This window comes from Flavobacterium gelidicaeli (assembly GCF_013294005.1).
GTDB lineage: Bacteria > Bacteroidota > Bacteroidia > Flavobacteriales > Flavobacteriaceae > Flavobacterium.
This window is the reverse complement of sequence record NZ_JABSNK010000007.1, coordinates 1-20,836: the sequence shown is the minus strand read 5'-3', so window position 1 is coordinate 20,836 and position 20,836 is coordinate 1. Positions and strand designations below refer to the sequence as shown.

General features: G+C 31.5%; 22 protein-coding genes. 4 read left to right on the top strand and 18 right to left on the bottom strand.

Features of this window, described 5'->3' with window-relative positions; all coding sequences use genetic code 11:
• Positions 1-11: 11 nt before the first annotated feature.
• Positions 12-1,262, bottom strand: coding sequence for an MATE family efflux transporter (locus tag HNP99_RS11645; RefSeq protein ID WP_173853562.1), 1,251 nt, complete (start codon positions 1,260-1,262; stop codon positions 12-14).
• A gap of 30 nt (positions 1,263-1,292) precedes the next feature.
• The gene (locus tag HNP99_RS11640) at positions 1,293-1,583 is read right to left on the bottom strand and encodes an STAS domain-containing protein (protein WP_173853561.1); all 291 of its coding nucleotides are present in this window, start codon (positions 1,581-1,583) and stop codon (positions 1,293-1,295) included.
• A gap of 149 nt (positions 1,584-1,732) precedes the next feature.
• Here HNP99_RS11640 and HNP99_RS11635 point away from each other — a divergent pair, with 149 nt between their 5' ends.
• Positions 1,733-3,793 carry a tetratricopeptide repeat protein gene (locus tag HNP99_RS11635; RefSeq protein ID WP_173853560.1) on the top strand — a complete coding sequence of 687 codons (2,061 nt, stop codon included), beginning with the start codon at positions 1,733-1,735 and terminating at the stop codon, positions 3,791-3,793.
• Positions 3,794-4,166: 373 nt separating this feature from the next.
• Here the strand turns inward: HNP99_RS11635 and HNP99_RS11630 are convergent, their stop codons facing one another.
• From HNP99_RS11630 to ruvC, 14 genes are all read right to left on the bottom strand, one after another.
• Positions 4,167-4,514 carry a hypothetical protein gene (locus tag HNP99_RS11630; RefSeq protein WP_173853559.1) on the bottom strand — a complete coding sequence of 116 codons (348 nt, stop codon included), beginning with the start codon at positions 4,512-4,514 and terminating at the stop codon, positions 4,167-4,169.
• Positions 4,515-4,621: 107 nt separating this feature from the next.
• Positions 4,622-5,329 (bottom strand): LytR/AlgR family response regulator transcription factor, encoded by a 708-nt coding sequence (locus tag HNP99_RS11625; RefSeq protein WP_173853558.1) that lies wholly within the window; start codon positions 5,327-5,329, stop codon positions 4,622-4,624.
• 11 nt (positions 5,330-5,340) lie between these two features.
• Positions 5,341-5,658, bottom strand: coding sequence for an Hpt domain-containing protein (locus HNP99_RS11620; RefSeq protein ID WP_173853557.1), 318 nt, complete (start codon positions 5,656-5,658; stop codon positions 5,341-5,343).
• A complete protein-coding gene (locus HNP99_RS11615; protein WP_173853556.1) occupies positions 5,645-6,682 on the bottom strand; it encodes a sensor histidine kinase in 1,038 nt (345 codons plus the stop codon). Before HNP99_RS11615 ends, HNP99_RS11620 begins: the two co-directional genes overlap by 14 nt.
• On the bottom strand, positions 6,682-7,815 hold the full coding sequence (locus HNP99_RS11610) for an FIST signal transduction protein (protein ID WP_173853555.1): 1,134 nt from the start codon (positions 7,813-7,815) through the stop codon (positions 6,682-6,684). Before HNP99_RS11610 ends, HNP99_RS11615 begins: the two co-directional genes overlap by 1 nt.
• A gap of 2 nt (positions 7,816-7,817) precedes the next feature.
• The gene (locus HNP99_RS11605) at positions 7,818-10,115 is read right to left on the bottom strand and encodes a PAS domain-containing protein (protein WP_173853554.1); all 2,298 of its coding nucleotides are present in this window, start codon (positions 10,113-10,115) and stop codon (positions 7,818-7,820) included.
• A 4-nt stretch (positions 10,116-10,119) separates the two neighbouring features.
• Positions 10,120-10,662: a heme NO-binding domain-containing protein gene (locus HNP99_RS11600; RefSeq protein ID WP_173853553.1), complete on the bottom strand. Its 543-nt coding sequence runs from the start codon at positions 10,660-10,662 to the stop codon at positions 10,120-10,122.
• Positions 10,663-10,667: 5 nt separating this feature from the next.
• A complete protein-coding gene (locus HNP99_RS11595) occupies positions 10,668-11,081 on the bottom strand; it encodes a response regulator (protein ID WP_173853552.1) in 414 nt (137 codons plus the stop codon).
• Between the two features lie 120 nt (positions 11,082-11,201).
• Complete coding sequence (locus HNP99_RS11590; protein ID WP_173853551.1) at positions 11,202-11,567, bottom strand: MmcQ/YjbR family DNA-binding protein; 366 nt, start codon at positions 11,565-11,567, stop codon at positions 11,202-11,204.
• 12 nt (positions 11,568-11,579) lie between these two features.
• Entirely contained in the window at positions 11,580-11,981 is a 402-nt protein-coding gene (locus HNP99_RS11585; RefSeq protein WP_173853550.1) for a GNAT family N-acetyltransferase, read from the bottom strand.
• Positions 11,978-12,742, bottom strand: coding sequence for a cyclase family protein (locus tag HNP99_RS11580; protein ID WP_173853549.1), 765 nt, complete (start codon positions 12,740-12,742; stop codon positions 11,978-11,980). Before HNP99_RS11580 ends, HNP99_RS11585 begins: the two co-directional genes overlap by 4 nt.
• Before the next feature lie 52 nt (positions 12,743-12,794).
• Positions 12,795-13,949: a radical SAM family heme chaperone HemW gene (hemW, locus tag HNP99_RS11575; RefSeq protein ID WP_173853548.1), complete on the bottom strand. Its 1,155-nt coding sequence runs from the start codon at positions 13,947-13,949 to the stop codon at positions 12,795-12,797.
• A complete protein-coding gene (locus HNP99_RS11570; protein WP_173853547.1) occupies positions 13,950-15,290 on the bottom strand; it encodes a hypothetical protein in 1,341 nt (446 codons plus the stop codon). It lies immediately after the preceding gene.
• 3 nt (positions 15,291-15,293) lie between these two features.
• Positions 15,294-15,848 carry a crossover junction endodeoxyribonuclease RuvC gene (gene ruvC, locus HNP99_RS11565; RefSeq protein WP_173853546.1) on the bottom strand — a complete coding sequence of 185 codons (555 nt, stop codon included), beginning with the start codon at positions 15,846-15,848 and terminating at the stop codon, positions 15,294-15,296.
• 245 nt (positions 15,849-16,093) lie between these two features.
• Between ruvC and HNP99_RS11560 the strand changes: the two genes are divergently transcribed.
• Together HNP99_RS11560 and HNP99_RS11555 are read left to right on the top strand one after the other, a co-directional pair.
• Positions 16,094-17,038, top strand: a complete 945-nt coding sequence (locus HNP99_RS11560; protein ID WP_173853545.1) for a lysylphosphatidylglycerol synthase transmembrane domain-containing protein — start codon at positions 16,094-16,096, stop codon at positions 17,036-17,038.
• Positions 17,038-18,138 carry a glycosyltransferase family 2 protein gene (locus tag HNP99_RS11555; RefSeq protein WP_371810469.1) on the top strand — a complete coding sequence of 367 codons (1,101 nt, stop codon included), beginning with the start codon at positions 17,038-17,040 and terminating at the stop codon, positions 18,136-18,138. The genes HNP99_RS11560 and HNP99_RS11555 overlap by 1 nt, the downstream gene beginning before the upstream one ends.
• Here the strand turns inward: HNP99_RS11555 and HNP99_RS11550 are convergent.
• Together HNP99_RS11550 and HNP99_RS11545 are read right to left on the bottom strand one after the other, a co-directional pair.
• Positions 18,131-18,844, bottom strand: a complete 714-nt coding sequence (locus HNP99_RS11550) for a DUF4184 family protein (protein ID WP_173853543.1) — start codon at positions 18,842-18,844, stop codon at positions 18,131-18,133. The genes HNP99_RS11555 and HNP99_RS11550 overlap by 8 nt on opposite strands.
• 3 nt (positions 18,845-18,847) lie before the next feature.
• A complete protein-coding gene (locus HNP99_RS11545) occupies positions 18,848-19,324 on the bottom strand; it encodes a hypothetical protein (RefSeq protein ID WP_173853542.1) in 477 nt (158 codons plus the stop codon).
• 460 nt (positions 19,325-19,784) lie between these two features.
• Here HNP99_RS11545 and HNP99_RS11540 point away from each other — a divergent pair, with 460 nt between their 5' ends.
• Positions 19,785-20,285, top strand: a complete 501-nt coding sequence (locus HNP99_RS11540) for a DUF456 domain-containing protein (protein WP_173853541.1) — start codon at positions 19,785-19,787, stop codon at positions 20,283-20,285.
• Positions 20,286-20,836: the final 551 nt, after the last annotated feature.

The following is a 20,836-nucleotide window of genomic DNA, read 5'->3' as shown; positions in this document are numbered from 1 at the left end:
CACACTACTAATTACTTTTTATTTTTATAAAAGAAATAACACAATTGAAAAAACAATAAAATAACCATAGCAATAATTTGCATGTGAACCACTTGTTCTAATGAATTATGAAAGGCTACAATTAAACCTATTTGCGTTGAACCCAATACTGCCGAAACTACAACAGGCACATATTGATTTAATGACAAATAGTAATAAGCAAAAATATTTGCTACTGCAAAAAGTGATGTTGCTAAAGCATATTTCCATAATAAAAAGGAAATAGAAACATAGGCTTTTCCAAACATTACACTCACAACAAACTCAGGAAATAATGCAGTAAAGCCAACGATTAAAGTTGACAAAACAACAATACAACCTACGTATTTTAATAAAATAGGCAGTGTATCTTGATTGTCTTTTTTCATTTGGATAACCTTAGGCAACAACAACATTACAAACATCCAGGCTACAAAATACACCACGCGCCCAATTAAAGCCAACGAAGCATATAAACCCGCCTCTTTGCTGTCAAAATAGTGTTTGACTAAAATAATATCACTATTGTTTATTATGATTTGTGTGAGCTCATAAAATGCTGTTAGCGCAAAGAAACTTGTTATTGAACGGGTATCAATTGCAGCGGTAACCGAAGTTCTTAATCCTTTGAAAATTATTTTTTGAAAGGGAAGCACACCAAATACAAATGAAAATAGAATTCCAAGTGCTACAATTATAGAACTAGGCACATTTGGCAGCAGCAATAAACCAGCAATAGTCAATAGTAACCTACTAGCCATTTCGGTTTGGTATGTTGTCGCTAATTTACTTAATACATTTTGACCTTGGTACAAGCCTCTATTGACGCTCATCATAAAATATAGTGGTATCCCTATACCAAAAATATAAAACATTGCTGCCGTTTTAGTATGAAAAACAGCTTGTAATTCTTGGTAAAAAATTATAATTGCGATTCCGAATAATACCCCTAAAACCGTCGCATATTTTGTAATTAACTTAATAAAGGCAAGCAAACTATTTTCTTCAAACAATACTGCATACTTAGCCGTTACAATTTGAAAAGTCATCCCCACAAAAGACAATATTAGTAAAAGTGTAATTAAAATAGCTGCATCAGAAAATGCTTCTGGGCCCAGCATTCTCCCCAATAATAAATTATACAGGTAATTCCCTCCATTAACTAATAATATGGTTACCATGAAAACTTGTTCTGGACCTAATTTTCGGGGTATTTTAGCAATCAGACTTGAGACTATTTTCATTAATTCTATTTTATTTATTAAAAATATTCTTTAAAGTAGTACGTCGTTATAATGCAATGTATCAAATTGCTCACTCACGCATTTATTTTTTTTGCCAATAATATAAAATGACTTATCCATTAAAATTGTTTGCTCTTGAAGGGCAATAACACTTTTTATAGCATATTGATCAATGGCAGTGACTTTTTCTAGTGAAAGAACGATTCCAGTAGAAGCAGCAATAAGCGCATTTAAATGATTCTCTAAATATACACTGTTTTGAGAATTTAACAAACCTTTAATCTCATAAACTCCTGAATTATAATTTATTTGTAAAGCCATAATTTTTTAATTTGTTATTCATTTATTAAGACAAATATCAATTATATCACAACAACGGACATAATTCTTAGATGAATGACCCGAAAGTGTAGATGAAATATTACCATTTAATCCTTAACTTGCATCATTGAACCCAAGATCATTATTCTATGAAATTTGTATACAAGATTACTTTATCTATTTTCTTCATTTTTAGTCTTTCGATGAATGCCCAAGACATGAAGAAAGGATTTACTCAGCTTGAAAAAGGAGATTTTGCTAATGCCGAAGTATTTTTTAAAGACATCTTAAAAGAATATCCTGAAAATAAAACAGCACGTTTGTGTTATGCACGAGCCATTGGATTGAATAATAAAGCTAACGAAGCATTAGACAATTTTATCCAATTGAAAAAAGAGTATCCTGGCGATCTTGAAATTGAATTGAATTATGCCGAAGCGCTGCTTTGGAACAAAAAATTTGACGAAGCAAAAGTTTTCTATAGCGAGCTCGTTAAAAAGAACCCAACCAATTTTGTCGCGCATTTAGGATTTGCAAACACACTATCTAATTTAAAAGAATATCCTGACGCTTTATTAAATGTAAATAAAGCATTGATGTTATCTCCTGGTAATTCTGGCGCTTTGATTTCAAGGAAATACATTAAATTAGGTTATGCTTATCAAAATGTCAACGAAAAAAAGTTTATTGAAGCTGAAACGTATTATGATGAGATTCTAGTTGATTTTCCTTTAGATAAAGAAACATTGATGAATAAAGCCAATATGTACCTTATCACTAAAGAAATTAAAAAAGGAAAAGACGTTTACAATTTACTTCAACCAGAACATCCTGTTATTGCACTGAACGGGCTTTCCTTATTAGAGCATATTGACAAAAAAGAAAAAAATGCTTTGAAACTTGCGACAACATCTTTAGAAAAATCACAGAGCATTACTGATGAGAGTTTAAAGAAGCAAACTCAAGAACGTTATGTTCAAGCGTTGATTTGGAATAAAAAATACAAAGAAGCTGCATCAGTAATCGAAGAGTTAAAAGTTACTTACCCTAATGAAAATTGGGTGCTTTCCTTAGCAGCAACGCTAGCAATTTATAAAAGTAATTTTCCTGAAAGCATCACTCATTACGAACAAATTTTAAAAAATGACAGCAAATCATTTGATGGAAATCTAGGAATAGCAAATGCTTACAAAGCCTCTGGAGAAATAAGCCTGGCATATCAAGCAGCTAATACTACTCTTGAAATTTTTAACAATCAAGGAGATGCTTTAAATTTTATAAAAAAAATAAAGGAAGACTACACACCTTATGTAGAACAAAAATTTAGTTACTCATTTGATAATGGTGATAATACTGCGATAGCATCTCACACCGAAATTAATTTACCGCTATCTACTAAATGGGCTATTAATAGCACCTACCAATTTAGAAAAACAGACAATAAAGTAACTAAGGCCAATGCAGAAAGTAATGATTTTCTATTAGGTGCAACGTATCAGTTTCACCCAAAAATTAGTTATGCTTTTGAAGTTGGTGTCAATTCAGCTAATTCTAGCACAACCGATTACAATCAACTTTTAATTCATACTTATTTTAAAATTAAACCTTTAAAATTACAAGATTTAGAAGTGGGTTATAAAAGAGAGATGCAAAATTTCAACTCTGATTTGATTGACAAAGAAATTGCTACAAATAATTATTACTTTAATTATAATTTGAGTACTAATTTTAATTTTGGATGGTTTACCCAATACTTTTTTACCTCACAAACAGATAATAACAATAGAAACTTATTATTTACATCTTTCTATTACAACTTCATGTCTAGCCCAGTGCTCAAGGGAGGCTTAAATTATCAATATATTGCTTTTAAAAACCGTGTTCCTACTGATTATTTTAGTCCTAAGAAGTTTAATGCTGTAGAATTATTTTTAGAAGTATTAAAAGACGAAAAAATTGTTGAAGCTAAATCTTGGTTCTATAATGCGAGTCTTGCCACTGGATACCAATTTATTGAAGACGATAGTAAACAATGGACCTACCGCATTCAAGGAAAGCTAGGATATAAATTTTCAGATAGGTTGTTAAGCAACTTGTATGTAACCCGAAGTAACATTGCCTCTACAACAGCATCTGGATTTACATTTAATGAATTTGGCTTGCGTATAAAATGGAATTTAACAAGTCAACCAATCTTTAAACTTAAATAAAAAACTTTAGCAAGCGCTTACTTTTTTACAGCGTTAGTTTACTAAACAGAAAAAGACTGCTCGTGGTAGCAGTCTTTTTTTTATATTAACTAATCTTACAGTTAATACTAAATTTGTTTTTAGAAAACTTGTATTACTCTATCTAAAATCAGGGCAGTTAGACTGCAACAAAATTCAAATAGTGTTATTAATCTTATTTTGTTTCGGGACAAAAAGAGTGTTTGTGTTTTGTTTTCTATACAAAGATAGGTACAACGGCAATAAAGAATTGGGGTTTTTCGGTAAGATCAAATTTGCATTCGACCAATGGTTATTTTAAAACGATAAGAAAGATAAAAATACGGCCAAACTACTCTTTTAGGTTAAAGTAATTTCAGTTTGCTAATTGCAATTCGCCACTATCAAGACCAATAAGTTTGCGTATTTCGCCAGTATTAGGTAAAGAAACAGAGTCACTTGTTATGACAAGAAATGATTTAAGCAATGAATGGCTTATTATTAATGTTGTTTTTTTACTTTGACAAATTTTTTCGGCTTCAAATTTACTCATAGGACCAGCCCACTTTGAGTTGTAACAATAGCCTAACCCTTTACATCTAATAAAAGTGATATTAACATCATTTATCATGGTCCAACGTTTAGACACTAAATAATAACCTGTAACTTCATCGTAATTAACGCTTGTAGCATCAGGATTTATAGTAGGTAGTTTTACATCCATGTTTTTACGTTTTAAATAGAGTACTAAAGTAGTGACAATCTAGATAAAAAACATATTTAGTCGATTAAATACATCTTTTTAAACTATTGGTAAGTAAAGACTTATAATTAAAGCACATTTATCCTATTAAGTAACTCCGCTCTATTTGAGCGACTTACAGGAATAACATCTTTTCCTATTAAGACACTATTATCTTCGATATCGATAATTTTACTAGTGTTAATGATAAAAGAACGATGTACCTTCAAGAAAATATCTTTAGGTAGTTTGTCTTCTATTTTTTTTAAGGTGGAGTGCACGATGTAATTTTTAGCCTCTGTTTTAATATGAATATAATCTCCCTTGGCTTCAATTATATTTACGGTATGAAAATCTATTTTAATCAATCTTCTATCCACATTAATGTAGAAATCATGAACCACATCATCAACCATAGGTTTTGTTTCAATGATGGGCGTCTCCGTTTTTAAAGAATTTAATTTATGAATGGCTTTTAAAAAACGAGCTTCTGTAATGGGTTTAACAAGATAATCAACGATACATTCATATTCGAATGCCTCAAAAGCAAAATTTCGATCTGAAGTAACTAGGATAATATGAGGCGGGTTTTTGATAGTTTGGATAAAATCAAAACCCGTAAAATTAGGCATGTGAATGTCTAGAAAAACTAGATCTACTGTGTTTTGATTTAAAAATTTAATTGCATCGATCGCGCTAGGAAAATCACCAATTACTTTATAATCAGTGTAATTGGCTATAAACTGTACCATAATGGCTCTTGCCATTTCTTCATCGTCTATAATAATGCAATTCATGTAAGATTGTTTTACAATTGTATAACAAACTCTTCCATAGCTTTTAATATTGATTCAAAATCACTTTTTAAGGCTACTGAGTTATCATTTAAATTATCTTCGTAATCAGAAGCAATATAATAACTTTTTTCGAGACCTAAAATAGAAACTTTATGTTTTAATTTATGTACTGCTTGAGCAGCTTGATTATAATCAGCCTTTTGCATTTCCTTTTGATAAACTTCTACCTCTGCTGGGAGCTCTCTCTTTAATATATTAATAATCTTAGCTTTAAATTCTTCATTGTCACCTGACAAGTCATTTATGTAATTTAAATTAGGTGTCTCCATTCGTTTTTGGTATTGTGAAATAAAAGGTTGTTCCTATTTTCTCTTGGCTTTCCAGCCAAATTCTCCCTTTATAATATTCGATTATTTTTTTTACTATTGATAGCCCTATTCCTGATGAGTTTCCGTCGTTATGTAATTTAGAAAAAACATCAAAAATTTTACTATGATACACTGCTGGAATTCCTATACCATTATCTTTAATTTTAAAAGTGATTTCCTGATTACTCTCTGAACAGGAGATGGATACCTTGGCATTTTCTTTATCGTTGTATCTAATTGCGTTTTCAATTAAATTTTGAAAAAGTTGTTTCAATCTAAAATCATTACCTCTAACTTTTGGTAATATGTTATCTATGCTAACAACTACATTTTCTGGAATTGGAATCGTTTTTAGAATATCCTTAACCATCATATTCAAATCAATTGTCCGGCTATCATGCGATTGACTTTCTATAGAGGAATAGTTTAAAATACCTTTAATTAACAAATCCATTTTTTCGACATTAAAAAGAATCCGATTTAGAGATTTGAGATTATTCTCGTTCATTATTTCCTGATTGTCCTGTATGAACCAGTTTATTAAAGTATCAATAGTTCTTAAAGGTGCTTTTAAATCATGCGAAACCATGTGAGCATACTCATTTAAAGCTATATTTTGCTTCTCTAAATTCACTAAGAGATCCTCCCTTTGCTTATTTATTTTTACAATTTCAATTGATTGTTGTTTAATATAATCAGAGGAATCAAAACCTTCTTCTTTCGAAGTTAATTCGGGATCCAAACTCATTGACTCTAATATGTTCTGTAAATTTCTATTAATCTCTTTTAAGCTCTCTGCTTCATCACGAAGTTTTTGATTGGCATCAAACAATTCATCAGAGCTTATTTTCATAGCACGCTGCAGCATCTCAATCTGACTTTCGTAATTTAAATACGATTCGTCAACAGCTTCGAGAAAAACATCCAAATCATTCAGACCTCCGTTGAGCTTTTTATCTATTTGTCTTTTTAATAATGAATGCATTACTCGCTAATTAAGGTTAGTGTCATTGTTTGATTGTGTAATTCACAGGAAGTACTACCGTTAAAAGGTGCCATCTCTCCATAAGAATAAAAACCAGCCATAGGTACGCGTTCTCCAACAACTTCGCGCACTTGTTCAACCTCCTCTTCAACTCTTTGATTCATTACTAATTTTCTACCAATACAACTAACTAAAAGAGCTAATTCTGGCTTACTCTTTCTATTGTTCATTGCTAACTTAGCTGCTGTTTGTGCTCCTTGAGCAATGCCATCAACTGATGCCATCATTAATTGCACGCGGGAATTTACGGGTGCATCTCCAGCTAAAATCATCGATTGATCTTCGTTATTTATATTTAAAATAGTACGCACAACGGGGTCTTTCTTTCCATCAGGAGTAACGTTTAAGGGATATAATAACGAGGCTTGAGGCAATTCATTAGATTTATCTCCTAAATATTTTTTATATAAATCCAAAGCGGGATGTCCATCAATTTCGTATAAAATATTCCCCTCAGCTTTAGTAATTATGCGCTCAGGACCAAATGGAATCCAGCCTCCAAAGCTTGCGTAAGACACCTCTAGAGTAGCTCCATAAAAACCAATTAAAATCACTTCGCCTTCTTTTGGATTTTCTTTATAGGAAGCTAATGTTTTTTCAAAACGTGCATCATCACCGCACATTCCTCCTGTGATAGATAAGTTAGCATCAATATTAGTTTCTAAGCCGTTTATTAATGAACTACCGTTAACAAAACTACCTTCTGAGAGTACAAATAAATGTTTTAAATTTTCTTTCGGCATTTTCTCATATAGCGCTTCACCTAATTCTTTAGCATTTTTATCAAAGTCTAATATATTTTCTCTCTTTACAATAAAACTAGAATTCTCAAGCGCTATAGCGGTAACCGAAATGGATTCGTCATTAACATTACAACAAATTATTTCACCCGAAGTAGATCCAAAAACAATATCTTCATAAGGAAACTCTTTTCTTATATCATCAATTACCTCCGATTTCTCTAGTAAATAACGGTTTCCAAAAACTAAAACTAAAGGATTCTTAAGCATTGCTTTTTCCTGGAAATATTCCCATTCTTTACCGGCTTTTTTATATGCTTGAATAATTTTCATAGTTATTTTTTAAGTTTTACAAAGAAGGTTGTTCCTTTTCCTTCTTCGCTTTCGAGCCAAATTTCACCTTTATAAAAATCAATTACTTTTTTAACAATAGACAACCCCAAACCGGTTGAATGCTTACTGGTTGTGTAAGTTTTAAAAGTATCGAATATTTTAGAATGAATCTCTTTTGGCATCCCCATTCCGTTGTCTTTTATAGAGAAAACATAACTGGAGTCTAATTCCTCAGCAGCAATTTCGACCAATCCGTTTTCCTTATCAATATAATTAACCGCATTACCAATCAAATTTTGAAACAACTGCTGAATTCTAAAACGGTCGGCTTTTATAGTAGGTAACGTATCAATTATTTTAATACTAATATGTTTTGGCACATGAATAATATCAATAATACTGCTTATTATAGCCTGAGTGTCAACACTTTCATTTCGGGTTTCTTCTTTATCAATCTTAGAATAGGTTAATATACCTTCAATTAAATGGTCCATTTTTTCTACTTTATGCTCTATTAGTGCAAAGTATTTCATTGTTTGTTCTTCAAAACCATTTTCATTCTCTTCTTTAATCCAAGATATCAACGAATTAATGCTTCGTAAAGGTGATTTTAAATCGTGAGAAACTATTTGAGCATAATCTTCCAGTTCTTTATTGGTTTTAGCCAAATCACTTATTAAGTTTTCTTTTTGAGCTTCAAGAATTTTCTGTGCAGTGATATCTTCTTCAATAGCAAAGAATTTTATTATGGCTCCTTCTTTATCGTACAAAGCTTGACCTTGAATTCTAACCCAATATTTTTCTTTGTTTTTAGAATAATTGACTATTTCACAATTAAAAGGCAATCCTTTTTTTATTTGCTCTCTAAGGTATTGCACCGATTCTTGATTCGATTCTTCCCCTTGAAGTAATTGACCTGGTCTAAAACCTAAAATTTCCTCTTTAGTATATCCTGACATTTTCAAGAAACTACTATTAGCCCATTCTATATGCCCTTTAGCATCACATATAATCACCGCATTAATATTCTTCTCAGCGATTAAAGAAAGTAAATACAGCTGCTCTTCTTGATTTTTTTGATCAGTAATATCTAAATGAATTCCTATAGAACCAATTATATTTCCTTGAATATCATAATTAGGAGCACCACTAACTAACCAAAACTTTTCTTCGTTATTTTTATTTATAGCGGTAACTTCAAATGAATCAGTGATTCCATTAGTACGTAAATCCCCTTTAGATTCAATTAATTTTATACTTTCTGGTGATAAGAATTTTCTAGCTGCTTCATGACCTATTAAGTCATCCATATCAAAACCACTCATATCAAGAAAACTTTGATTTGCCATGGTAATTCTATCATTTAAGTCTACTTCAAGCAAACCTAAATTCATATTAGCAATAATACTTCGGTATTTTTCTTTTTCGATCTCTAAGCTTTCATCATATCTTTTCTTGAGTGATATGTCTTCTAGAATTGCAAAATATTGTGTCGCATTTCCATCTGCATCTGTAATAGGCTGCCCTTTTACGCGAGACCAAAATGAATTACCATTTTTTCGAGCATGGTGCAACTCAACTTCAAAAGATTGACCAGTATTAAACGCAGTAATCATTTTAAGAATTTCCGCTTTATCTGTTGTTGCAGTTCTTCCTACTTCAAGAGGTGTTTTTCCTAAAATTTCAAATTTATCAAACCCTGTCAAATGAGCATAAGCATCATTACACCAAAAAATAGTACCATCGAGTTTTGTAAAAACAACTCCGTTTTTATTAGCACTTGCTACAAATGACAATCGGTTTAATTCCTCTTGATCTTTTTTTAGCTGGTTTTTTTGACGATTTATTGTTAGCAACAGTTCTTTTAATTCTTTTGAAGTATTCTCAGCATTATTGAGAACGTGCAGTAAATCTAATAAGGGATCATTATGAGCAAAATCTTCAAAACTTAATTTCCTATCGATCACTTCATTCATAGAAGTAAACCAAGGTGAGCCCACAAATAATAAAGTATCGTCCATAATTTCAAACTGACCTCTAAGAGTTAGATCAGTTTTAGCATATCGTAATAGAATATGTTGGTCGCTATTTTTTAAAAGTTCTTCGAACGAAATAGTATTTAAGTGTGGTCTTTTAATTTCAAAACTAGCAGTAAATAAATCATTTTTTTGAAGATCTGGACAAACTTTAGCAAGGCTTTTTCCAAAATTCAAAATATGAAAATCAGTACTTAATTGAAAATAAAAGGGAAACAATCTATTAAAACTATCTTCATTAAAATGCATTGCTAATTCAGCCATAAGTTTACCATTTTATTTTAAAAACTTCGTGTGAACTACCTTCATTTCTAGATTCTAATAACTCAAGTTCAACAGGCGTTTCATAAACATTTCCTAATCCTTGAATTATTCCTCTTACAAAATCTTGTAGCCCCTCCCTTTTTGAAAAGTAATGTAGATTAAGGCTTTTTTCAGCAACATCACTTACTTTAAATTCAGGTGGAGTTAGTTTTGGGTAAATCAACATAACCCTATTATGGAAATTAGGTAAATTAATTAAAAAATCCCGTAAATTATTACCTCCTGACTCCATTAGCCCTGGATACTTTTCTTTTGTAGTTCTCATTACCCACCATTGTCCAAAAGCAATTAGTACCTCACTTAATGTCATCTCCATTACCTCACCTACGGCAGTTGCAATTTTATAGGTTACATCATCATCATAAACCTCGTTACTTAAAAAAAAATCGATATCAACTCCACTTTTTTTATGAATAATATCCCATTTCTCTTTACCAAAGTTTGCGATAACTAGGTCTTCTATTGATTTATTGACAATTCCGTACATAATTTCTAGTTGGTTATTAGTTCATTACAACTCCAGTATTCGATTAATTTTGTAATTCTATCCACATAATCATCGTATTTTAAAGGTTTAATAACATATCCTGCAATACCTATTCTATAGCACTCTAAAACATCTTTATGATTACTAGAAGTTGATAAAATAATGGCAGGAATATATTTCAAATAATCATCAGCTTTTAAAATTCCTAAAAATTCAATTCCGTTAATCTTAGGCATATTCAAATCCAGAACAATTATATCAGGAACAACTTCTTTGACTTTTAAAATCTCTATTGCTTCCTCTCCATTATTAGCCTCTACAATTTTGTGATTTAGCTTCAAGGTACTCAATACCCTGTTGAATTTCATTACTTCAATTTCGTCGTCTTCAATTAACAGTATATTTAATGCCTTGCTCATGGTATTTATGATAAAAATTTGAAAGATAAATTTAACTCTATTTCACAATAAATTTTGCTTGTATTCGATACTAATTCTATAATGATAGCTGAGTCGACGAAAAGTATCGACGAATGGTTTTTATAAATTCTCGATCTCTAGTTGTACTTTCTTCGGCAAACTTTTAAAAACCAAATCATACGAATGACCAATTAATTCTTTTATCAATTTATCTGGAACATCTTTATTTATTGCAACGGTATTCCAATGTTTTTTATTCATATGAAAACCCGGAATGATATCGTCATAGCTAGCGCGTAGTTCTTCGGCTCGGTCTGGATCACATTTTAAATTGACTCCTGGTGTTCCCATTTCCCATTTTTGCAATGAAGACAAAGCAAAAACTTTCCCACCAATTTTAAACACTAAAGTATCTTCATCAAAAGGAAAATGCTCTGTCACACCTTTTTTTGACAAACTATATTCATAAAACGTTTCTAAATTCATGTTACTACAACTTTATTTGATCACTTTTTCCATCATTCTTTCTGGTCGAGCCAAAAGAGCAAAACCAAATTTCTCATATAAAAAATGCGCATCAGCAGTTGCCAATCGCCATATTTTAACGTATTGTAACTTAGGTTCTTTTAGCATTGCATCTATTAAAATTGATGAATACCCTTTCTCCCTGTGCGCTTCATCAATAAAAACATCCATCACATACGCAAAAACAATGTAATCTGTAATTACTCTAGCAAAGCCTATTTGCTTGTCATCTAGATAAACACCAAAACAAAAGGAGTGATCAATTGTGGTTTGCACCTCTTCGATCGTACGGCCTGCAGCCCAGTAAATATCTTTAAGAAACTCCTGTATAAACGGTACATTGAGTTTGCTTTTATCTGTAGAAATCGCAATCATATTTGATACAAAATAGGTTTGGACGGAGATGCATCATTTTCAAAAGAAGCAATTTGAAGGTTCAATACATAACTCCCATCTTGAACAACATCATCAACAAAAATCAGCTCGGTTATTGTTGCATTTAGCCTTGCATCCTTATTTAAGTGATTCACATCAGTAACATTCCAAAAAGCTTTGTGCGCCAACAATTTCCCTTCGTCCTTCTCTTTATCTACACTAGGCAAGTCAATTAATAAATGCTGTATACCACTTTCGCGAATGAAACGTGCCGCAGCCTCCTCTAAATAAGGGGGATTGGTATGCGAATATTTCCTTGATTTTTTTGAAGGTTCGTTGGGCACTGTTCGAATAACAATTGCTTCTGGCGTATTACCATTTAGCGCTTTTGCTATCGCTTCTTTGGTTATAACCAAATCTTCACCTCTTTTTTCTAAAGACACCGAAACCAATTCGGCACTAAAAAAAAACTGCTTCAAAGCTTGATTAACGCTGTAAAAATCACGTGTAATGTGCCCCAAGCATTCGGTATGCGTACCATGACCGTGCGGGTTGAAAAGGATGTTATTAAAATTAGTAGACGACATACCTGACGACACTTTGCCTACCCATTCGTCAAATTTTACTGGCTCAATCACTGGTTTATCAATGTACCATGCAATTGGGTTGTCATCTGTATTGGTTATCGGAATCGAAATATCAATTGGTTTTGATAAATCAATTTCAAGTAGTGTATTGTTATGTTGTATTGTAGTTTTCATAATTTTGTTTTTCCGCAAGATTTATTCCTGTAACGAACGATCGGATACGTTATTATTCCAAATTTACCCAAAAAAGATCAGAAGCGATCCCATCGGTCAAAAACTTTCCTTTTTTTGTAGGCTTCAAAATTGCATTTTCAATCGAAAGCAATTCATCATTTAAGAATTTCTGAGCTTGTTTCATCAAATAATCATGGTAAGCTTGTCCAAATTCAGATTGAATTCTGTTTAAAGAAACACCCCAAATTGTTCGCAGTCCTGTCATAATATATTCGTTGTAACGATCTGCTTCAGAAAGTATTTCAACTTCATTTGGTAATTCATTGGATTCAAGTGCTTTTATATACAAAGGATTATTGGCAATATTCCAACTCCTCGAAATCCCATCGTAACTGTGTGCCGAAGGACCTATACCAATGTATTTTTTCCCTAACCAGTAAGCCGAATTGTTTTTTGAAAAATAGTTTTCTTTCCCGAAATTCGAAAGTTCATAGTGAATGAAACCATTTGCTTCGAGCGTATCCACAAGAATCATAAAATGTTCTTGAGCAACTTCGTCATTTGGGGCAGCTATTTTTCCGGTTTGAATCAGTTTATTCAATGCTGTTTTTGGCTCGACCGTCAAAGCATAACTAGAAATATGCGGAATCCCAAAAGACAAGGCCGTTTCAATATTTGATTGCCATTTTTCATTACTCATTCCCGGAACACCATAAATCAAATCTATCGAAATGTTATCAAAGTATTTTGTGGCCTCAGTCAAGCATTTCTGGGCTTCCGCCGAATTGTGCGCGCGGTTCATCATTTGTAAATCATCTTCAAAGAAAGATTGAATTCCGATGCTTAATCGATTGACTTTACTTTTTGAAAGTTCTAAAATTCGTTCCGTAGAAAGATCATCTGGATTGGCTTCTAAAGTGATTTCTGGGTTTGCGGTAACCGTATAATTGTTATACACTTCGGCAATTAAAAAATCAATTTCAGCCGAAGTCAGTACACTAGGTGTTCCTCCTCCAAAATAAATAGTCTCGATCACAATGTCATTTCGAGAAGAGTAGAGGAAAGCAGCTTCACTTTTGCGCAAGCGAATTTCTTTGGTCAAAGCCAAAACCATCTCCTCTTTTTTCTTCATCGAAGTCGAAAAATGGAAGTCGCAATAATGACAAGCTTGCTTACAGAAAGGGATGTGTATGTAGATTCCGCTCATTTATTTTAGTTTTATAAAATACGATTCTTTCAGGATATCAGAATCTTCAAATATTTTAGGATAATTAATTAAATAACCTTCAAAACTAATCTTCTTTAAAATGAGTTTACAAATCAACACATAAAGTCTCCAAGAATAGTATTCATATTTAATTTCTAATTGGTAAAAATCCTCTTCATTCTTTATTTCTTGACTTTCAGGTATTATTCTTCCATGTAAAAAATTATTTCTTTGTTTAAACAGTTTCCTGTCTTCATCATTCAAATGAATTTTTAAGCTTTTAAAAGTTTGCTCAAAATGCACAGCATTATTTGACAATCCAATATGAATATGCGCAACTATATCTTCTAAAATCAAATAATCTTCATTACTTATTTTGTCTTTAATATTGGTTAGAGTATTCTCTCCTTTTACTTTTTTTAATTCTTTCTCAACTCGATCAGTTTTGTTATTTAATTCATCGCATAGTGTTTCCAAAATTACAAACATTGATGAAACTCTTGAAATCGAAGAATACTCGTAAAAATCAAATAACATTTTAATTGAAAAGTAAATTCTTGGTTTCTTTATAATTAATAACACTAGTTCCTGAAAATTATTCTCATCAATTATTGATGAAAAATTTTCAATCATTTCATCGTCTAGATCATTTGAAAGTTTACAATTAAACTCATTTGGATACTTTGAAAACGGATGTGGGAAATTATATTTTTTATTTGAATTCCTATAAAGAAACTCTGTATGCGCGGAAAAATCTTTGGAATTAGATTGAAAATAAAGCTCTTCCAACTTGTGAAATTTTCCTACCAGAAAACCAATTGAAGTAATAATATTGTTTACTAAATGTTTGAATTCTTTAAAACTTATTATACTATCACATTTTAAACAAAGGAAATTTGAAACAGTATCTGGATCAATTTTGCAAGTTGATATCGTAAAATTAAATCCATCAATATTAATTGAGAATTCAGTTTGATTGCCTTCTAAAAAAGAAATCAAAAACGAACAAGTAATTTTAGAATAATAACAATGATAGCTTTCAATATCATTATCAAAATCTATACTTTGAAACATATAAGCTTCACATAACCTACTATTAAAACTTTCATTCTTGGGTAAAAAATGAGTTATCCTAACTTCAAATGATTTATTGCAAATTGAAAATAAAGTATTCTCATCATATAACATTTTGTAATGTGGAAACAAAAGACTGAAAGCAAAACCATTATCATTTTTTTTCACTAAAACATCTCTTACTATATTTGTATTTGAGTCTTTCAAACAAATTAAGTTCTCATTTTCAAAAGAATATATCCACTTAAATATTTCATAAACTCCCATTTGTTATTTTTTTATACGAGATTCATTATTTTTGACAAAAGCATCCCAACCAGAATAACTTTTAGTTCCAACCACCTTTCCTGAATTAAAAAAATGACAAACTGCTGCCGCCAATCCATCCGTTGAATCGAGGTTTTTTGGTAGTTCTTTCAGTCCCAAAAGTTGCTGTAGCATTTTAGCAACTTGTTCTTTACTCGCATTACCGTTTCCGGTAACTGCCATTTTTATTTTTTTGGGTTCGTATTCTGTAATCGGGATATCTCTTGATAATCCTGCAGCCATAGCTACTCCTTGAGCACGGCCAAGCTTCAACATTGACTGCACATTCTTACCAAAGAAAGGCGCTTCGATAGCAATTTCATCCGGATGATGCGTATCTATTAATTCAATTGTACGTTCAAAAATTCGTTTTAGTTTCATATAATGGTCATCCATTTTATTCAACTGCAATTCATTCAATTGAATAAATTCCATTTTTTTATTGACTACTTTAATTAAGCCAAAACCCATTATGGTGGTTCCAGGGTCAATTCCTAATATGATGCGTTCGTTTGCCAAAATATTTGTTTAAAGTTAATTTATTACACAGAGCTACACAAAGAAGACTTAGAGGGCCACGAAGTTATTGAAAGCTGTTTTTGCTACACAGAACGTCACGAGCCGCCTCAGAGTTACGCAAAAATAATTTAATCACTTTGCAAATATTTGCTCTCTCTTTGTGAATCTTTGCGAAACACTTTTTCTCACAGTGTAAAATCTACAGACACGTCGTTTTCACAATACTTTTTCCTTTCTTTGCACTCATGATTTCGATTCCTCACAAAACTAAGCAATTCCTCGTACTTCTAATCAAAGTTTTGATTGTTGCTGGCGCATTTTACTTCATTTACGATCAACTGGCTAATAATGACAAACTAGACTGGGTACAGTTTATGACAAAATTTAAAAAAAACCAGTCTGTTATAGGAATTAGTTTCATACTGTTGCTAAGCGTATTGAATCGTTATTTTGAGATTTTAAAATGGCATAATCTAGCTTCGTACATTAAACCTATTCCAGTTGCCGAAGCGACAAAGCAAGTGCTTGCTGCTCTAACCGCTGGAATTTTTACACCCAATGGTGTAGGCGAATATGCAGGTAAGGCCTTGTACTATGAAAAACACGAAACCAAACAAGTCGTTTTCCTAAACTTAATTTGCAACGGAATCCAAATGGTACTCACTGTCATCATTGGATTATTTGGATTGCTTTATTTCAATGCCCAATACAATGTAATCACTACTAAGACCGTGGTATTACTATTTGGCGCACTATTAGTGTTATTTATGATCTTATTTTCGATAAAAAAAATAACAATTAAAGGCTATTCTATAGAAAAACTGATTCATAAAATCAATGAGATACCAAAACGCATACACCAAAAAAACATTCTTTTAGGTATTTGCCGTTACCTGGTTTTTTCGCATCAATACTATTTTTTATTTTTAGCTTTTGATGTTGATTTGCCTTATTTGACTTTAATGTCGGCTGTAACTAGTGTTTATTTTTTAGCATCATCATTACCTACTTTTCAGTTTTTGGACTTTGCTGTAAAAGGAAGCGTTGCCATATTTTTCTTTGGAATATTAGGCGTAAACGAATGGATTGTAATCTTTGTATCTACTTTAATGTGGTTTTTAAATGTAGTACTGCCCGTAGTCATTGGTAGTTATTATGTGCTAAATTTCAAAACCCAAAAAACGGCATGATGTTTTTTACAATAATCATATCATCCCTTTATTTCGTAGCCATAGCGCTCTTAATTTATGGCTTTACCAAAATAAAAAACTACGATTCTATTGGCTTAAAGCCAAAGACAAAATTCACTATTGTTGTACCTTTTAGGAATGAAGCCAAAAATTTACCGTTACTTTTAGATAGCTTTTCAAGACTTAATTACCCTAATAAACTCTTTGAAATTCTTTTAGTTGATGATGAATCTGATGAGATATTTGGTCTGCCTAATTCTGCATTAAGCATACGAATTATAAAGAACAATCGAGTTTCTAAATCTCCAAAAAAAGATGCCATTACAACGGCTATTCCCTTAATAAAAACAGATTGGATTATCACTACTGATGCCGATTGTACTGTACCTGAAAATTGGCTATTGACTCTGGATAATTATATCCAGACCCACAATGTTACCATGATTGCCGGCGCAGTAACTTATGAGTGCAACACTACTTTTTTACAACAGTTTCAGCAACTTGATATCGCTAGTCTGCAAGGAGCAACAATAGGTAGTTTTGGCATCGGGCAAGGGTTTATGTGCAATGGCGCCAACTTAGCCTATACTAAATCACTTTTTACAGCATTAAATGGTTTTGATGGCAATGACAAAATCGCAAGTGGTGATGATGTTTTTTTATTGCAAAAAGCAATTAATAGAGCTCCAAATGACGTTCATTATCTGAAATCAAAAAATACAATTGTTACGACTCAACCTTTGAATAACTGGACCGCTCTATTTCATCAAAGGGTTCGATGGGCTTCAAAAACAGGTTCGTATCAAAGCGATTTTGGAAAAATCTTAGCCTTAATAGTTTTTGCAGGTAATGTATGCTGGATTATAATGTTTATTTTTTTATTAATAACTAATATAAACAAACACATAATACTGTTATTAATTCTATTAAAAATTATTATTGATAGTGTATTAATACTGCAATCAAACCATTTTCTAAATTCTAGGAAAACATCTTATCTTTTATTAAGCAATATACTTTACCCATTTTTTAGCGTTTCCGTTGCACTGTATTCCTTATTTGGAAAATACGAATGGAAAGGAAGGCAGTTTACTAAGTAATTTTTTTAAACCTAAAAATCAATCCTACAACTGTTAGAGCCAACATCCCCGAAAACAGAATACTAACAATTACACTTCCTATTTCCTCTATTTGCAATCCAAACATAAAACGGGCAATCAATATTACAGCTGCAAAAGCAATCGTCATAAACCAGTATTTAAACAAAGAACTTTTTAATATTGTAACATCAACGGCTAAGTTATGAATGTAGAAAAATAAAATAGCTAAACCTACAACTGTACTTAAATGCTGTGCTATTTTATAAATTGGTATGGTCATAACTTCTTTATTAAAAAACGTAATCCTTTGCACTAAATAACCGTCCCAATGTGTCATAGAATCCCAAAATAAGTGAGAAAGCGCTCCAATTAAAAAAGAAATCAATACTAAAAACACATTTTTTTTCAAATATTCGAACCAATTAAAATTCCGTAACAATTGCAGTCTGCTTTTAAAAAAAAGTGGTGAATTATCTATTAATGGCTTTTTAATAATACCGTGAAAAACAAAAATCACTAAAAAACATAAAGGAAAATCAATTAAAAAAAGTCCTAAAAAAGTATGGCTTAATTCACTTTGCATTTTCATTCTAAAAAAGTATTCAAAATCAGGAGACATCGAACCGACAACTAAAGCAGTCGCTGACATTTTTTTATTTTTTAAAAACGGTAAAATAATAGCAGGATGAGAAAAAGTAAAAGGCATTAATTACTCGACTTTTATAATTACAGGTAATATAAATTGTGTTTTAACTGGAATTCCACGTTTAATTGCAGGACTAACTTTTGGAAAATCAATTAAACGCGCATGCAAAATACTATCTATTTTAATAGTATCATAAGCAACCGAATCTTTAGGAAACTGAGGCTCAAACTTCATTTTAGAGTTAGGAAAAACTGTTACTTTAACTTCAATAGTATCTAGCTCAGGGTAAAGAATAGAAAGCGTATCAATACTTATTTTTTCTTGAATTAAAGTGGTTAAATACTGAAAAAAACATTGTTGGCGTTCTTCCTTGCTTTCCATTTTATTACAATCAACAAATGACGGATATTCATCCACTTCATTCCAATTGATAGCCTTCAACTCCTTCTGCAACAATTCCTTTTCTGAAGGTACTTGCTTATCAAAATACTGACAGGAATTAAAAAGAAAGAGTAGTAAAAAAAAGTAAAAATGCTTCAATGTGTTATTTTTTTTCAAATTGACTTATAGAGTACAAAATTACGATTATTTTTTTTGTGTTCCTTTCGAAAGCAAATAATCTTAATAGCTTTCTACAAACCACTTCTTACTACTTTCAGTTATTAACATTTTTGTTCAATATAAAGAATATAATTGATCAGAAAAGGGTGCTATTTGAAACGTATAATTATAAAAATCCTCTTTTGACATTAATAAATTAGTATCAGCCTTTTTATTAGAAAATTCAAAAAATAGTTTATCAAATTCTTTCAAAGAAAATTCAATACTTTTACCCGTTAGTATTATAAATACTCTTTTTCAAAATGCTATGAAAATCTTTATTTACTCGTGAGAACCAAAGAGTATTACCACATAAAACAACTATTAAAACGATATAATTTTTCATTGAACACAAAAAAATCAGAATTTAACTCATCCAAAATTACAAATAAAACAACATATGGATTTTTTACTTTTAACCCTCGGCTTGAGCTGCATGCTAATAGGTATAATGGGCTGCTTTTTGCCTTTGTTACCAGGGCCAGGACTAAGTTGGTTAGGAATACTTATTCTTTACTCCACCGCAGCAATACCAGCCAACTACTGGATTTTAAGCATCACTTTAATCATAACAGCACTACTAACCGTACTCGATTACATAATACCATCCAAAGGAACCAAGCATTTTGGAGGAAGTAAATACGGGATTTGGGGAACAAACATAGGTTTAGTTATCGGAATCTTCATTCCTGTTCCATATGGTTTCTTAATTGGCCCTTTCTTAGGCGCATTGATTGGAGAATTACTATTTGACTCTACAAATCACAACCGAGCTTTAAAAGCTGCAGCAGGTTCCTTTATTGGTTTTTTAGCCTCTACTTTTATACAATTCTTGATTTGTATCTTATTTTTAGGCTTGTTCATCAGTATTGTGTGGCAACATCGCGCTGGTTTATTTTAATTCATCTTCCAAGCAGTTCAGCATGGTCTAGAATTAGGGCGTGACCCAAAAAGGGTCGAGCTATTCGCTGTATCTTTTATGTAGTCCCGATAGCAATCGGAACTACATAAAAGGATGCCGCTACTATCTCTCACGCAAAAAAAAACGAAAAATAATTCATAATGAATGAAATTACCTGGCACAAAAACGTCATTAAACTCAAAAGTTTTGAAACTTACTTTTTTAGAATAATAAATAGATACTAAAGCAAAGTTTATTATAACTTCAACTAATCACTCTAGAAGAGAACAACGGTAACAGTAAGTAATTAATAATTTTAGTAAAATGTAGACATTATAACATAAGTAAAAAATCAACAATACTTTGTAATAAAGTCAAATTCATAATATAAAAAATAGGCAATAGAAGAATCGCGATTATTATAAATGCTAACAAAATTAGTCGTAATGTATCAAGACATATTGTTGTGGGGAAATATTTAAATAAGGATATTTGTATTTTAAAATCTTATCCCAATGCAAGAATCTTTTAATGAGATCCTAAAATTATTA